Below are 14,438 nucleotides of genomic sequence, written 5' to 3'. Positions count from 1 at the left end.
TCGGGCTGGACCGCAGTCGAAGACTGGAAGCCACCTCCGTCAGGAGGAGGCGGAGTCACAGCCACCCACGGTAGCTGTGGTTGGCATCGCCCCCGTGCGGGCGAGCAGATCGGCGAGGCGGTCTATGACGACTATCGGGTGCTCCAGCATCACCAGGTGTCCGGCGTCCGGCACCAGTACCAACTCCGCGGCCGGCAGAGCGTCCGCGATCGCCTCGCTGTGCTCGCTCGGGGTCACCATGTCGCCGACCCCGGCCAGCACGAGCACCGGCAGCTCGGTGAAGCGCGCCAGGGCTTCCGTCTTGTCGTGCTCGGTGAACGCCGGGTAGAACTCGGCGACGACGTCGATGGGCGTGCCCTCGATCATCCGCTCGGCGAACCTGGCGACCGCCGGGTCGACGTCCCGGGACGCGAACGAGTACCGCTTGATGATCCCCGCGAACAGGTCGGCGGTGGCCCGCCGCCCCCGCTCCACCAGCGCGGCCTGCTGCCCCAGCGCCTTCAGCACGCCGGGCAGTACGCGGCGCACCGCGTTGACGCCCGCGACCGGCAGCCCGAAGTTGACCTCGCCGAGCCGGCCCGAGGACGTACCTACGAGAGCGACGCCGACGACGCGGTCGCGAACCAGTTCGGGGTAGTGGCCGGCGAGCGCCATCACGGTCATGCCGCCCATGGAGTGTCCGACCAGCACGATCGGGCCCTCGGGTACGGCGGCGTCGATGACCGCCTTCAGGTCGCGGCCGAGCTGGTCGATGGAGACCGGTGTGCCGTCCTGCACCTGGCCGACGCCCCGCCCGGAGCGGCCGTGGCTGCGCTGGTCCCAGTGCACGGTGCGTACGACACCGCGCAGCGCCGCCCGCTGGAAGTGCCAGGAGTCCTGGTTGAGGCAGTAGCCGTGGCTGAAGACGACGGTGACGGGAGCCGGGGCCTTGCGCCCGAAGAGCCTGCGGCGGCGCGGGGTGAACGTGGCGTCCTGCTCGATGTCGTCGATCTCGTAGTACAGCTCGGTGCCGTCGTCGGCGTACGCCTTGCCGGAGGTGCCGCGCAGCGAGCCGAAGGGGCCGGTCGAGTCGAGGGCGAGCCGGGCCTTGGCGCGCATGCCGCGGCCGACGGTGAGCCGCTCCAGCGCGACACCGGCGGCGGCGCCCGCGGCGACCACGCCTATCGCGGCACCGGCGAGACCGGCCCTGCGCCAGGTCCCGACGGCTCCCGCGTTCTGGGCGGCGGGGGCGGCCGCCGTGACGGCGCTCGCGACCGCCTCCGCACTGCTCTCGCTCACGTACCGCTCCTTTTCGCTGGAGTCATTGAAATCACTGGTGTCACCGGACCCTCTGGAGTCACTGCGCTCACCGGAGCCATCGCAGTCACCTGGACCGCCTGAGTCACCGAAGCAGCCGTGGCCACTGGAGTCCGCTTCCCGGCACGCGCCGGGTCGTACACCTCTACGAGGGCTACCTGTTCTGTTCCTCGTTCACATTCACGTAGACGCGGGGGACGCGGGTTCCGATGCGTGTGACGATTTCGTAAGCGATCGTGCCCGCGGCCTGAGCCCAGTCCTCGGCGGTGGGTTCGCCGCGGTCGCCGGGCCCGAACAGGACGGCCTGCGCGCCCGGCTCCGGCTCGTCTCCCCCGAGGTCGACGACGAACTGGTCCATCGCGACCCGGCCCGCGACCGTGCGCCACTTGCCGCCGACCAGCACGGGGCCGGTGCCGGAGGCGTGCCTCGGGATGCCGTCCGCGTAGCCGACAGGGACCAGGCCGAGGGTCGTTTCGCCGGGGGTGACGTAGTGATGTCCGTAGCTGACGCCGTGACCGCCCGGGACCTGCTTGACCAGGGCGAGGGACGCGCTCAGCGTCATCACGGGGCGCAGTCCGAAGTCGGCCGGTGTGCCGACCTCGGGACCCGGTGAGATGCCGTAGACCGCGATCCCTGTGCGGACGAGGTCGAAGTGGGACTCGGGGAGCGTGAGTGTGGCGGGCGAGTTGGCGATGTGCCGCACCTCGGGGCGGACGCCCTGCTCCTCGGCGTACGCCACCATCGCGCGGAAGCGGGTGAGTTGGGCCTGGATGGAGGGGTGGCCCGGCTCGTCGGCGCAGGCGAAGTGCGACCAGAGGCCGGTGATGGTCACCAGACCTTCGCGCTCGGCGCGCAGGGCCTCGGTGACAAGGTCGGGCCAGTCGCCGGGCTGCGAGCCGCCGCGCCCGAGGCCCGTGTCGGCCTTGAGCTGGACGCGGGCGGTCCGGCCGGCCTCCCGGGCGGCCGCGGTGGCCTCGCGCAGGGCCCACAGGCCGCTGAGCGACACGTCGATGTCGGCCTCGACGGCCTCGCGCCAGGGGCCTCCGGGTGTCCACAGCCAGCACATGATCCGGCCGGGCAGGCCCGCCTCGCGCAGCGCCAGGGCCTCCTGGGGTGTGGCCGTGCCGAGCCAGCCGGCGCCCGCCTCGACCGCCGCGCGGGCACACGGAATCGCCCCGTGGCCGTAGGCGTCGGACTTGACCACGGCCATCAGGGCCGCGCCCGGTGCCTGGGCGCGCAGGCTCCGCACGTTGGCCCGCAGGGCGGCCAGATCGATCTCTGCGCGTGCGCGCAGTGGTGCTGTCTCAGTCATCGCGCCCCCAGTGTCTCAGAGGCGTCCGACAGCGCCCCTACCCGTCCGTACGCCTCATGTGCCGGCCCGGCGCCCCCACACGTACACCCGGTCGCCCTTCTTGAGGACGCGCCACAGCGTGCGGGCGTCGGCGAGCCGCAGGTTCACACAACCCCACGAGCCGTTCGGGTCGTAGATGCTGCCGCTGATGGCGTGGAAGGCCTGTCCCCGGTCGAAGAACTGGCTGTACGGCATGGGGCTGTGATAGATCGACGACCAGTGGTTCCTGTGCTTCCAGTAGACGCGGTGCCACCCGGTCCTGGTCCGGTACCCGGCCCGCCCGCTGCGCATCGGCGCGGGCCCCCACAGCACCCGCTTCCCCTTCTGTACCCAGGTCAGTTGCCGCTTCAGATCCACGCAGGCGATGCGGTACGACCGCACAGGGCACCTCCGTGCGGCGTTCGGGTTCTTCCTGGCGGAGATCAGCCGCATGGTGCCCCAGGTGACGGCTCCCGCGAAGCCGCTGTCGGGCTTGATCCCGTGCCGCCGCTGGAACGCGCGCACGGCGACGCAGTCACCGCCGGACTGCCTTCCGTCCACCCGCAGTTTCAGCCACCGCTCGACCTGCCGCTGGTAGGGACCGGTCCGGCCGGTGCAGGCCGCGGCGCCGGCACCGCGGTGCGCCACGTCCGCGGGCGCAGCGGCGCCCAGGGTCAGGGCGGCGGCGAGGACCAGGCCCGTGACGGCTCCTCGGCGTCGCGTGCCCTCTCGTACGATCATGCGTTCTTTGGTCACGGGTTCAGGGAATCGCTGTGAGCCTCCGAGAGGGTCGCGGCACGCGGCAGCCGCCGCCCGGGTCACCCGACGGGCGGCGGCGGGGACGAGCCGGGCCATCAACAACGGCGACGTCAAGACCGACATCAACGGCGGAGTGTTCTCGCTGGTCGGTTCGGGACTGGCACATCAGCCCCTCGGAGGCGAACAAGGGCGAGCGGCTTGCCGAGTTCCGCGGCGACGGCTCGCACTACCAGCTCACCTATGAGGTGCGGCCGGACAACTGGTAGGCCTCCTACCGCTGTACGTCACGCCAGGCGTCCGGGAGCGCCCCGGCGATCCCGGACGCCGTCAGCGGGGCACCGTCGGCGGCGTAACGCCCGGCAAGTCCGTGCAGGTACGCGGCGACGGATCCCGCGTCGCGGGCGTCGAGTCCGGCCGCGAGCAGCGCTCCGGCCAGGCCCGAGAGCACATCGCCACTGCCCGCGGTGGCCAGCCACGGGGTGCCGGTGGGGTTGACCCGCACCGGTCCCCTGTCCGCGTCGGCGACCAGCGTCGTCGAGCCCTTGAGCAGCACGGTCGCCCCGTACCTTGCGGCCAGTTCGCGCACCGAGTCGAGCCGGGCCGCCTCGACCCGTTCGCGCGGGACGCCGAGAAGTGCGGCCGCCTCACCGGCGTGCGGGGTGAGCAGGGTGGGAGCGCGCCGGGCCCGTACGGCGTCGGCGTCCAGGCCCCGCAGCCCGTCCGCGTCGACGAGCACCGGCACGTCCGACGCCAGCACCTCGTCGGCGCCGGTGCTGTCCCCGAGCCCGGGCCCGACCACCCAGGCCTGCACGCGGCCCGCCTTCGCCGGGGAGCCGTCGGAGACCAGGGTCTCGGGGAAGCGGGCGATGACCGCCTCCGCCGCCGAGCCGACGTAGCGGACCGCACCGGCGCCGCCGTGCAGCGCGCCCGCGACGGCGAGTACGGCCGCGCCCGGGTAGCGCACCGAACCGGCGACGACGCCGACGACGCCGCGGCGGTACTTGTCGCTGGCCGCGCCGGGTTCCGGCAGCAGTTCCGCCACGTCGGCGTGTTGCAGGGCCTCCAGGTCCGGCTCCGCCGGCAGGGCGCCGCGCAGGCCGATGTCGACGAGCCGCACCGCCCCCGCGTACTCCCGTGCCGGGTCGATCAGCAGCCCCGGCTTGTGCGTACCGAAGGTCACCGTCAGGTCGGCCGGGAGGGCGGCGCCGCGCACCTCGCCGGTGTCGGCCTCGATGCCGCTCGGCAGGTCGACGGCGACGACGGCCGCGCGGGCGTCGGCGGCGAGCTCGGCCAGGGGGGCGGCCTCGGGGCGCAGGCCACCCTTGCCGCCGATGCCGACGATGCCGTCGATCACCAGGTCCGCGCGGTGCATCAACGCCTCGGCGGCACCGGGCTCCACCACTCTGCCGCCGGCTCGCCGCAGCGCGGTCAGGCCCTCGCCATGGGTGCGCTCGGGGGCGAGCAGTACGGCACTCACGCCCGCGCCACGACGGGCGAGCCGGGCCCCCGCGTACAGGGCGTCGCCCCCGTTGTCCCCGCTGCCCACCAGCAGCACGACCCGGCTGCCGTAGACCCGGCCGAGCAGGTCGGCGCAGGCCGCGGCCAGCCCGGCGGCGGCCCGCTGCATCAACGCGCCCTCCGGAAGCCGGGCCATCAGCTCCCGCTCGGCCGCCCTTACCGTCTCCACGCTGTACGCAGTCCGCATGGCGTCGAGTCTGCCCCGTAAACCTCCGTGGCCGCACCCGGGCCGGTCAGCCCTCGGCCACCACCACCGCCGAGGCCACCCCCGCGTCATGGCTCAACGACACGTGCCACGACCGCACTCCCAGCTCGGCCGCCCGCGCCGCCACTGTGCCTCCCACCCGCAGACGCGGCTGCCCGCTGTCCTCGACGTACACCTCGGCGTCCGTCCAGTGCAGGCCGGCCGGGGCGCCGAGGGCCTTCGCCAGGGCCTCCTTCGCGGCGAACCGGGCGGCGAGCGAGGCGATGCCCCTGCGCTCGCCGCTCGGCAGCAGCAACTCCCGTTCCAGGAAGAGCCGTTCGGCCAGCCCCGGCGTACGCTCCAGCGACGCGCGGAACCGGTCGATCTCGGCCACGTCGATACCGACCCCGATGATGCTCATGCCTGGCACCTTAAGGGCACGGGGCAGCGGTCCCGACGCTCGTCGAACCCCTACCTACTGCACGTCGACAAAGTCACCGGTCGCCTTCACAGAGCCCGTGGTGGTCGTGCCGGCGAAGCTGAAGCGGTAGTAGCCGTCGACGTTGGCCGTGGTGGTGGTGTTCAGGGTCCCGGTGCTGCTGGAGGTGACCGTCTTGAGGGTGGTGTAGGTGTCGCTGCCCTTCTTGCGGAACTGCAGCTGCACCGGCTGGGTCGCGTAGCCCGCGTACTTGCTCGTGGTCCAGTTGGCGCGGCTCAGCTTCCCGGTGACCGTGACGGTTTTGCCCTTCTTCACCGGCTCCGGGGAGGCGTTGACGCTCAGCGTGGCGGCGCGCTTGAGCTTGGTGGTGGCGACGTCGTCGTTGTAGCTGGCGTTGGCGTAGAGGTCGTAGGCGCCGAGGAACAGTTTCCAGGTCCCGGCAACGCCGTTGCCGTCCTTGAAGTCACTGCCGGGGTCGATGTTGAAGACGGCCTTGCAGCTGTAGACGCCGAGTTGGGTCGTCGACTCCGTGCAGACGGGGTCGTCGTCCGTCCCCAGGGAGCCGGTGATGTCGTCCACGTTCGAGCTGTCGGTGCCCTGCCACAGGAATGCCTCGGTGAGGGCGATGCCGCTGTCGTTGGAGGCGGTGTACGTCACGGTGACGGACTTCTTGGCGCTCACACCGAGGACGACGTCCTTGCCGGCGTTGATGACCGCGTTCGTGAACTTGGTGGCGCCCAGCGAGTCCCTCGGCTGAACGGCCTTGGAGGCGAAGGATCCGAGCTTCGCCGTCCCGTCCGCATGCTCCGCCGCCTGAGCGGTGGCCGGAAGAGCGAGCGCGGAAAGAACGGCAGCGCTGGAAAGAGCGACGACAGCGGCGCGTACACGCATGAAATCCCCCACAGTGAAGTCGAAAGGCCTCGCCGAACCATCCCCCCGGCCAGGCCTGTTGAGATCTCGCATCGTACAGACGCACGAGTACCGCGGACCCGTGCCGGGCCTGTGAGTCGGATCATGAAGGCAGAAGGATTGGCAGATCCGTACCGCGCGTGACCTCGTGGTCGACGACGTGATCGACGGTGTGCGGGACTACTCCACCGTCACCGACTTCGCCAGGTTCCGAGGCTGATCCACCTCGTTCCCGCGAGCCGTGGCCAGCTCGCAGGCGAACACCTGGAGGGGAACCGTCGCGACCATCGGCTGGAGCAGGGTCGGGGTGACCGGGATACGGATCAGGTGGTCGGCGTACGGCACGACCGCCTCGTCCCCGTCCTCCGCGATCACGATGGTTCGCGCACCCCTCGCCCGGATCTCCTGGATGTTGGACACGATCTTGTCGTGGAGCACGGACCGTCCCCGGGGCGACGGCACGACCACCACCACCGGCATGTCCTCCTCGATCAGCGCGATCGGCCCGTGCTTCAGCTCGCCCGCCGCGAAGCCCTCCGCGTGCATGTACGCGAGCTCCTTCAGCTTGAGCGCACCCTCCAGCGCCACCGGATACCCCACATGGCGCCCAAGGAAGAGCACCGTGTTCTTGTCGGCGAGCGAACGCGCCAGCTCCCGTACCGGCTCCATGGTGGCGAGGACCTGGTCGACCTCACCGGAGATCTTCGCCAGGTCCCGGATCACGGCCTGGATCTCGTCACCCCACTTGGTGCCGCGCACCTGCCCCAGGTACAGCGCCACCAGATAGCAGGCCACCAGCTGCGTCAGAAACGCCTTGGTCGACGCGACCGCGACCTCCGGGCCCGCGTGCGTGTACAGCACCGCGTCGGACTCGCGCGGGATCGTCGAGCCGTTCGTGTTGCAGATCGCCAGCACCTTGGAGCCCTGCTCACGGGCGTGCCGCAGCGCCATCAGCGTGTCCATGGTCTCGCCGGACTGGGAGATGGCGATCACCAGCGAGCGCGAGTCGAGAATCGGATCCCGGTAGCGGAACTCACTGGCCAGCTCCACCTCGCACGGGATCCGCGTCCAGTGCTCGATGGCGTACTTGGCGATCAACCCGGCGTGGAACGCCGTACCGCACGCGACGATCACGACCTTGTCGATCTCGCGCAGCTCCGAGGTGGAGATCCGCACCTCGTCGAGTGTCAGCGAGCCCGCGGCGTCGATCCGGCCCAGGAGCGTATCGGCGACAGCCTTGGGCTGCTCGGCGATCTCCTTGAGCATGAAGTAGTCATAGCCCCCCTTTTCCGCCGCCGACGCGTCCCAGTCGACGTGGTACGAGCGCACGTCCCCGGGGGCGCCGTCGAACCCGGTGACCGTCACCCCGTCCCGGCGCAGCTCCACCACCTGGTCCTGGCCCAGCTCGATCGCCGACCGCGTGTGGGCGATGAACGCGGCGACGTCCGAGGCGAGGAAGGCCTCGCCCTCTCCGACGCCCACCACCAGAGGCGAGTTCCGCCGCGCCCCGACCACCACGTCCGGCTCGTCCGCGTGCACCGCGACCAGCGTGAAGGCGCCCTCCAGCCGCCGGCACACCAGCCGCATCGCCTCCGCGAGGTCCGCGCAGGCCGAGAACTCCTCCGCGAGCAGGTGGGCCACCACCTCGGTGTCCGTCTCGGAGGCGAGCGCGTGCCCGCGCTCCGCCAGCTCGGCCCGCAGCACGGCGAAGTTCTCGATGATCCCGTTGTGCACCACGGAGACACGGCCCGCGTTGTCCAGATGCGGGTGCGCGTTGGCGTCCGTGGGCCCGCCGTGGGTCGCCCACCTGGTGTGCCCGATGCCCGTCGACCCGGCCGGCAGCGGCCGGTCGACCAGCTCCTTCTCCAGGTTGACCAGCTTCCCGGCCTTCTTCGCCGAGGCGAGCCCGCCGTCCGCGAGCACGGCGACGCCCGCCGAGTCGTACCCCCGGTACTCCAGTCGCTTCAGTCCGGCCATCACCACGTCAAGCGCCGACTGCGACCCCACGTATCCCACGATTCCGCACATGGGCCGCAGCCTACGGGCCGACGCCCGCCCCAACACGGCTCTTCCTGCCCGATATCGGAAATTCCCGCGCCCGTACGAAGCCCGTACGAAGCGCGCGCGCCGCCCCCTACGAAGCCGCGCCGTCCCCCCGCGTGACGGACCCCACCCCCCATCCTGTCCATACTCCCGTAACAATGGACTGTGATCTCTCCGGTCTCCCCGTCGCAGCGGAGCGCCCACCGGCCCAAGCCGGAGGCGACTCCTTACGTCGACCTCACCCGTGCCGAGTGGAGCGCGCTGCGCGACAAAACGCCGCTCCCGCTGACCGCCGAGGAGGTGGAGAAGCTGCGCGGCCTGGGCGATGTCATCGACCTCGACGAAGTGCGGGACATCTACCTCCCGCTCTCCCGCCTGCTGAATCTCTACGTCGGCGCCACGGACGGCCTGCGCGGCGCCCTCAACACCTTCCTCGGCGAGAAGGGCTCCCAGTCGGGCACCCCGTTCGTCATAGGGGTCGCGGGCTCGGTCGCGGTCGGCAAGTCCACCGTCGCCCGTCTCCTCCAGGCGCTTCTCTCCCGCTGGCCCGAGCACCCCCGCGTCGAGCGGGTCACCACCGACGGCTTCCTCCTGCCCACCCGGGAGTTGGAGGCGCGCGGCCTGATGTCGAGGAAGGGCTTCCCGGAGTCCTACGACCGCCGGGCCCTCACGCGTTTCGTCGCGGACATCAAGGCGGGCAAGAACGAGGTCACCGCCCCGGTCTACTCGCACCTGATCTACGACATCGACCCCAGCCGAAAGCTCACGGTCCGCCGCCCCGACATCCTCATCGTCGAGGGCCTGAACGTCCTGCAGCCCGCCCTGCCCGGCCAGGACGGCCGCACCCGCGTGGGCCTCGCCGACTACTTCGACTTCAGCGTGTACGTCGACGCCCGCGCCGAGGACATCGAGCGCTGGTACCTGAACCGTTTCCGCAAGCTGCGCCAGACGGCGTTCCAGAATCCGTCGTCGTACTTCCGCAGGTACACCCAGGTCTCCGAGGAGGAGGCGCTCGACTACGCGCGCACCACCTGGCGGACCATCAACAAGGTCAACCTCCTGGAGAACGTGGCCCCGACCCGTGGCCGTGCGGGCCTCGTCATCCGCAAGGGACCGGACCACAAGGTGCAACGACTGAGCCTGCGCAAGCTGTAGGACGCCCTGAAGGACGACCTGTTAGAAAGGCGTCATGCTGCATCTGCGCCTCATCACGCCCGCGGACCGGACCGACGACGTGGTCCGCCTGATCGAGAAGACGGTCGGCACCACGCACCTCGTCGTGCTGCCGGGCGCCGCCCGCAACCCCGTCGGGGACGTGGTGATGTGCGATGTCGCGCGCGAGTCGGGCGACGAACTCCTGGTCGGCCTGCGGAAGTTGGAGATCGACAAGACAGGCTCGATCGCCGTCGAGAACATCGACCTGTCGCTGTCCAGGCGCGCCGACAAGGCCGAGGAGGAGGCGCCCGGCGAGGGCGCGGACGCGGTTTTGTGGGAGCAGTTGCGGGACGCGACGCACGAGGAGTCGACGCTCAACGTCACCTATCTCGCGTTCCTCACCGTCGCCACGATGCTCGCGGCCTGCGGTGTGATGCTCGACAACGCGATCCTGATCGTGGGCGCGATGGCGGTGGGCCCGGAGTTCGGCCCGCTGGCCGGGATCTCCACGGCCCTGGTGCAGCGCTCCCCGCATCTGGTGTTGCGCTCGCTGTGGGCGCTGCTCGCCGGGTTCGCGGCGGCGATGTTGCTGACAGTGGGCTTCAGTTGGCTGCTGGACGCCTTCGGCCTGTTCGAGAGGTCGATGGTGGAGGCGGCCCGGCCCAACACGGCGTTCATCTGGAAGCCCGACTGGATGTCGTTCGTGGTGGCGTTCCTCGCGGGCATCGCCGGGACGCTCTCGCTGACCTCCGCCAAGTCGGGCGCCCTGATCGGCGTCGCGATCTCGGTGACGACGGTCCCGGCGGCCGCGAACGCCGCGGTGGCCTTCAGCTACACCGACTACTCCCAGACGTGGGGCTCCACCTGGCAGCTGCTGGCCAACCTCGGCGGCATCGTCGTCGCGGGCACTCTCACGCTGCTCGCCCAGAAGTGGTTCTGGGCGAGGCAGCGCAGGATCCCCGTCGGCGGGATCGGCTGACGGACCGGACAGGTCCTAGCCCAGCGCCGACTTCACGACATCGGCGAGGCGTCCGGCGACCGACCGTGCCTGGTCGATGTCGGCGGCCTCGACCATGACGCGGACGAGCGGTTCGGTGCCCGAGGGGCGCAGCAACACCCGTCCGGTGGAGCCGAGTTCACGCTCGGCGTCGACGACCGCGGCGGCCAGCTCGGCGGAGGTCCGCACCCGGGAGCGGTCCACGTCGGGGACGTTGATGAGCACCTGCGGGAGCCGCTCCATGACGGAGGCGAGGTCCTTGAGCGTACGGCCGGTCTGGGCGACCCGGGCGGCCAGCAGCAGGCCGGTGAGGGTGCCGTCGCCGGTGGTGGCGTGGTCGAGGATGATCACGTGCCCGGACTGCTCGCCGCCGAGCGCGTAGCCGTGCTCCTTCATCTCCTCCAGCACATAGCGGTCGCCGACCGCCGTCTGCACCAGCGAGATGCCCTCGCGCTCCATGGCCAGCTTGAAGCCCAGGTTCGACATGACCGTCGCGACAACGGTGCCGGAGCGAAGTACGGAACGCTCCCGCATCGCCAGCGCGAGTACGGCCATGATCTGGTCGCCGTCGATCTCGGCGCCCGTGTGGTCCACGGCGAGGCAGCGGTCGGCGTCGCCGTCGTGCGCGATACCGAGGTCGGCGCCGTGCTCGACCACGGCGGCCTTGAGAAGGCCCAGGTGGGTGGAGCCGCAGCCGTCGTTGATGTTGAGGCCGTCCGGGTCGGCGCCGATCGTGATGATCTCGGCACCGGCGCGCGAGAACGCCTCGGGCGACACGCGTGCGGCGGCGCCGTGCGCCTCGTCGAGGACGATCTTCAGCCCGTCGAGACGGTTGGGGAGGACGGCGATGAGGTGGGCGACGTACTGGTCGAAGCCCTCGGCGTACGACTTGACGCGGCCGACTCCGGCTCCGGTCGGACGGCTCCAGGGGGCGCCGGTGCGGTGCTCGTCGTAGACGGCCTCGACCCGCTCCTCCAGCTCGTCGTCGAGCTTGTGCCCGCCGCGCGCGAGGAACTTGATGCCGTTGTCCGGCATGGCGTTGTGGCTGGCCGAGAGCATGACACCCAGGTCGGCGCCGAGCGCGCCGGTGAGGTACGCGACCGCGGGGGTGGGCAGCACGCCGACGCGCAGGACGTCCACGCCCGCGCTGGCGAGGCCCGCGACCACGGCGGCCTCCAGGAACTCCCCGGACGCACGCGGATCCCGCCCGACCACTGCCACCGGCCGGTGGCCCTCGAACGAGCCCGCCTCGGCGAGTACGTGCGCCGCTGCCACGGAGAGTCCGAGCGCGAGCTCGGCCGTCAGATCCGCGTTGGCGACACCGCGCACACCGTCCGTGCCGAAGAGTCGTCCCACTTGTCCTCCCGAGGTACTTCAGAATTCGGAATTCATCCGATCACACAAACCTTTGAGGGCCTTGTGCCGTTATACGCCCAAGCCTGTGATAAACGAACGCCCCGGCGGCACACAGCGTGCCGCCGGGGCGAACGGTCGTACAAAAAGCAGCAGGCGGTGATTAACGCTTGCTGTACTGCGGGGCCTTACGGGCCTTCTTGAGACCGGCCTTCTTGCGCTCGACCGCACGGTCGTCGCGCTTGAGGAAGCCGGCCTTCTTGAGGGCGCCGCGGTTGTTGTCGACGTCGGCCTCGTTCAGCGCACGGGCGACACCGAGACGGAGCGCACCGGCCTGACCGGAGACGCCGCCACCCGAGATACGGGCGATGACGTCGTAACGGTCGTCGAGCTCGAGCACCTTGAAGGGCTCGTTGACTTCCTGCTGGTGCACCTTGTTGGGGAAGTAGTCCTCAAGGGTGCGACCGTTGATCTTCCACTTGCCGGTGCCCGGAACGATCCGGACGCGGGCGATGGCGTTCTTGCGACGGCCCAGGCCGGCGGCCGGCTGCGGGTCGCCGAAGCGGCCGGCGAGCGACTCCGAGGTGTACTCGCCCTCGACGGGCACCTCGGACTCGGTGGTGTAGCTCTCGATGTCGACGAGCTCGGTCTCGGTCTCTTCGACCGGCTGCTCAACGGTGGTCTCGGCCACGATGCTCCTCAGATTCTTTTCTGTCTTTGGGGGTGGCCGGAACTACTGCGCGACCTGGGTGATCTCGAACGGCACCGGCTGCTGTGCAGCGTGGGGGTGCTGGTCGCCCGAGTAGACCTTCAGCTTCGAGAGCACCTGACGGCCCAGGGTGTTCTTGGGGATCATGCCCTTGATGGCCTTCTCGACGGCCTTCTCGGGGTTCTTGGCCAGCAGCTCGTCGTAACGGACGGAGCGCAGACCACCCGGGAAGCCGGAGTGGCGGTACGCCAGCTTCTGGGTCTTCTTGTTGCCGGAGAGGTGCACCTTGTCGGCGTTGATGATGATGACGAAGTCACCGGCGTCGACGTGGGGGGCGTAAATCGGCTTGTGCTTGCCCCGCAGGATGTTCGCGGCAGTGGTCGCCAGACGGCCCAGGACGACATCCTGGGCGTCGATGACATACCACTGGCGAGTGATGTCGCCGGGCTTAGGGCTAAACGTACGCACTTCGTAGCCTTCGCTTCTTCAGTGGATGGGTCCTGACACATGGCATCACTGAAGCGATCGTGCAGCTGGGGACGACAGTGCCGGGAACGATGCCCGTATGCCGCCCACTGGTAACTGCTCCAGGGAACCTACGTACGGCCCTATCGCGTGAGAACGACCAAGCCGATACGCATAACAAAGTGCAACACTACCCGCGCCGCCCCGGACGGGTCAAAACGCGCGAGGACGACCCCCCGGCGGAACCCTCTCGGGCATCCACGGAGGCCGCTCCATCCGGAGCATCCGGAGATGTCACTTTTGCCGTTCCCCCCAAGGGTACGACGAGGGTACGAGAGAGACAGGAGTGGCCTCCGGAGCGGAACGGCACCCCCCGCACCCCGTCTAAGATGCGGCCCATGAGCTATGGGCAGGGGGAGCCCCCGTGGGATCCCTGGAAACCGGGTTCCCAGCAACCGCAGTGGGGCAACCAGAGCGGCGGGACGCCCGACTGGGCGGCACTCGCCGAGGCGTCGGAGTCGCGCAACAAGCGGCGCAGACTGCTGCTGATCTTCGGCGGCGCCTTCGCCACGCTGGCGATCGGTGCTGCCGTCGCGGTGGCCGTCGTGTCCGCGAACGGCGACAGCCGGACCTCGGGCAAACCCACCTCCGACCTGCCCCCCAGCGCCGCCATCCCGAGTGACAGCACGGGAGCGGACCCCTCCTTCGAGCCGACCACGGCGCCTCCGCCGCTGGACCCGATGGACTTCATATCCAGCGCGAAGAAGGACACGGCACCGCTCAGCCCGGACATCCTCTTCCCGGGTTCGCAGCTGACGATGGGCGACCGCGTCTACCGCAAGGGCGCGACGGCCTCGACGACGAAGTGCGCCACCGCCGTGCAGGGCACGCTCCCGCCGGTCCTCACCAGGAACGACTGCACCCGCGTGATGCGTGTCACGTACGCCAAGGACGGCATCGCGGTGACGGTCGGCGTCGCGCTCTTCGACACCGCGGAACAGGCGACGAAGGCCAAGAAGGAAGCGGACAAGAAGAGCATCGTGAGCTCCCTGCCCGGACAGGGCGTCCGCGCCTTCTGCCGTACGGCGATCTGCCGCACGACCACGAACTCCTACGGCCGCTACGCCTACTTCACGATCTCCGGGTTCACCAACGGCAAGGACGTGACGGACAAGGACACCAAGGTGTTCACGACCGGCGACGACCTGGCCGAGTTCACGTTCCGGCAGATCCGCCGCCGCGGTGAGGCCCAGGCGTCGGCGGCGGCCACCCAGTAGTACC

At 70.4% G+C, this 14,438-nt stretch carries 13 protein-coding genes; 3 read left to right on the top strand and 10 right to left on the bottom strand.

Features of this window, described 5'->3' with window-relative positions:
- Positions 1-39: 39 nt before the first annotated feature.
- The 7 genes from ACN6LB_RS29565 to glmS all read right to left on the bottom strand — a co-directional run bounded on the left by ACN6LB_RS29565 (position 40) and on the right by glmS (position 8,463).
- On the bottom strand, positions 40-1,278 hold the full coding sequence (locus tag ACN6LB_RS29565) for an alpha/beta fold hydrolase (protein ID WP_445028526.1): 1,239 nt from the start codon (positions 1,276-1,278) through the stop codon (positions 40-42).
- A 172-nt stretch (positions 1,279-1,450) separates the two neighbouring features.
- Complete coding sequence (gene alr / locus ACN6LB_RS29560) at positions 1,451-2,608, bottom strand: alanine racemase (RefSeq protein WP_445028525.1); 1,158 nt, start codon at positions 2,606-2,608, stop codon at positions 1,451-1,453.
- Positions 2,609-2,662: 54 nt separating this feature from the next.
- The gene (locus tag ACN6LB_RS29555; RefSeq protein ID WP_445028545.1) at positions 2,663-3,367 is read right to left on the bottom strand and encodes a L,D-transpeptidase family protein; all 705 of its coding nucleotides are present in this window, start codon (positions 3,365-3,367) and stop codon (positions 2,663-2,665) included.
- Between the two features lie 289 nt (positions 3,368-3,656).
- Positions 3,657-5,090 (bottom strand): NAD(P)H-hydrate dehydratase, encoded by a 1,434-nt coding sequence (locus tag ACN6LB_RS29550; protein WP_445028524.1) that lies wholly within the window; start codon positions 5,088-5,090, stop codon positions 3,657-3,659.
- Between the two features lie 46 nt (positions 5,091-5,136).
- Positions 5,137-5,508 (bottom strand): holo-ACP synthase, encoded by a 372-nt coding sequence (locus ACN6LB_RS29545; RefSeq protein ID WP_356131460.1) that lies wholly within the window; start codon positions 5,506-5,508, stop codon positions 5,137-5,139.
- A gap of 54 nt (positions 5,509-5,562) precedes the next feature.
- Entirely contained in the window at positions 5,563-6,417 is an 855-nt protein-coding gene (locus tag ACN6LB_RS29540; RefSeq protein ID WP_445028523.1) for a hypothetical protein, read from the bottom strand.
- Positions 6,418-6,615: 198 nt separating this feature from the next.
- Entirely contained in the window at positions 6,616-8,463 is a 1,848-nt protein-coding gene (glmS, locus tag ACN6LB_RS29535; RefSeq protein ID WP_445028522.1) for a glutamine--fructose-6-phosphate transaminase (isomerizing), read from the bottom strand.
- A gap of 180 nt (positions 8,464-8,643) precedes the next feature.
- Here glmS and coaA point away from each other — a divergent pair, with 180 nt between their 5' ends.
- Complete coding sequence (gene coaA / locus ACN6LB_RS29530) at positions 8,644-9,633, top strand: type I pantothenate kinase (protein ID WP_356131450.1); 990 nt, start codon at positions 8,644-8,646, stop codon at positions 9,631-9,633.
- A gap of 34 nt (positions 9,634-9,667) precedes the next feature.
- Positions 9,668-10,612 (top strand): DUF389 domain-containing protein, encoded by a 945-nt coding sequence (locus ACN6LB_RS29525; protein ID WP_445028521.1) that lies wholly within the window; start codon positions 9,668-9,670, stop codon positions 10,610-10,612.
- Between the two features lie 15 nt (positions 10,613-10,627).
- Here ACN6LB_RS29525 and glmM read toward each other — a convergent pair whose 3' ends face one another.
- The 3 genes from glmM to rplM form a co-directional block, all read right to left on the bottom strand.
- On the bottom strand, positions 10,628-11,986 hold the full coding sequence (gene glmM / locus ACN6LB_RS29520) for a phosphoglucosamine mutase (RefSeq protein ID WP_445028520.1): 1,359 nt from the start codon (positions 11,984-11,986) through the stop codon (positions 10,628-10,630).
- A 160-nt stretch (positions 11,987-12,146) separates the two neighbouring features.
- Positions 12,147-12,674: a 30S ribosomal protein S9 gene (rpsI, locus tag ACN6LB_RS29515; RefSeq protein WP_356131441.1), complete on the bottom strand. Its 528-nt coding sequence runs from the start codon at positions 12,672-12,674 to the stop codon at positions 12,147-12,149.
- A 42-nt stretch (positions 12,675-12,716) separates the two neighbouring features.
- Positions 12,717-13,160, bottom strand: a complete 444-nt coding sequence (rplM, locus tag ACN6LB_RS29510) for a 50S ribosomal protein L13 (protein ID WP_445028519.1) — start codon at positions 13,158-13,160, stop codon at positions 12,717-12,719.
- 395 nt (positions 13,161-13,555) lie between these two features.
- Between rplM and ACN6LB_RS29505 the strand changes: the two genes are divergently transcribed.
- Positions 13,556-14,434: a hypothetical protein gene (locus ACN6LB_RS29505; RefSeq protein ID WP_445028518.1), complete on the top strand. Its 879-nt coding sequence runs from the start codon at positions 13,556-13,558 to the stop codon at positions 14,432-14,434.
- Positions 14,435-14,438: the final 4 nt, after the last annotated feature.

Source organism: Streptomyces sp. SAS_270 (genome assembly GCF_052543295.1).
This window is presented reverse-complemented; position numbering and strand designations above follow the sequence as displayed.

Excerpts from the sequence above, each read along its gene's own strand:
- alr (WP_445028525.1), bottom strand. The coding sequence starts at position 2,608 with ATGACTGAGACAGCACCACTGCGCGCACGCGCAGAGATCGATCTGGCC.
- ACN6LB_RS29555 (WP_445028545.1), bottom strand. The coding sequence starts at position 3,367 with ATGATCGTACGAGAGGGCACGCGACGCCGAGGAGCCGTCACGGGCCTG.
- ACN6LB_RS29550 (WP_445028524.1), bottom strand. The coding sequence starts at position 5,090 with ATGCGGACTGCGTACAGCGTGGAGACGGTAAGGGCGGCCGAGCGGGAG.
- ACN6LB_RS29545 (WP_356131460.1), bottom strand. The coding sequence starts at position 5,508 with ATGAGCATCATCGGGGTCGGTATCGACGTGGCCGAGATCGACCGGTTC.
- ACN6LB_RS29540 (WP_445028523.1), bottom strand. The coding sequence starts at position 6,417 with ATGCGTGTACGCGCCGCTGTCGTCGCTCTTTCCAGCGCTGCCGTTCTT.
- glmS (WP_445028522.1), bottom strand. The coding sequence starts at position 8,463 with ATGTGCGGAATCGTGGGATACGTGGGGTCGCAGTCGGCGCTTGACGTG.
- ACN6LB_RS29525 (WP_445028521.1), top strand. The coding sequence starts at position 9,668 with ATGCTGCATCTGCGCCTCATCACGCCCGCGGACCGGACCGACGACGTG.
- ACN6LB_RS29505 (WP_445028518.1), top strand. The coding sequence starts at position 13,556 with ATGAGCTATGGGCAGGGGGAGCCCCCGTGGGATCCCTGGAAACCGGGT.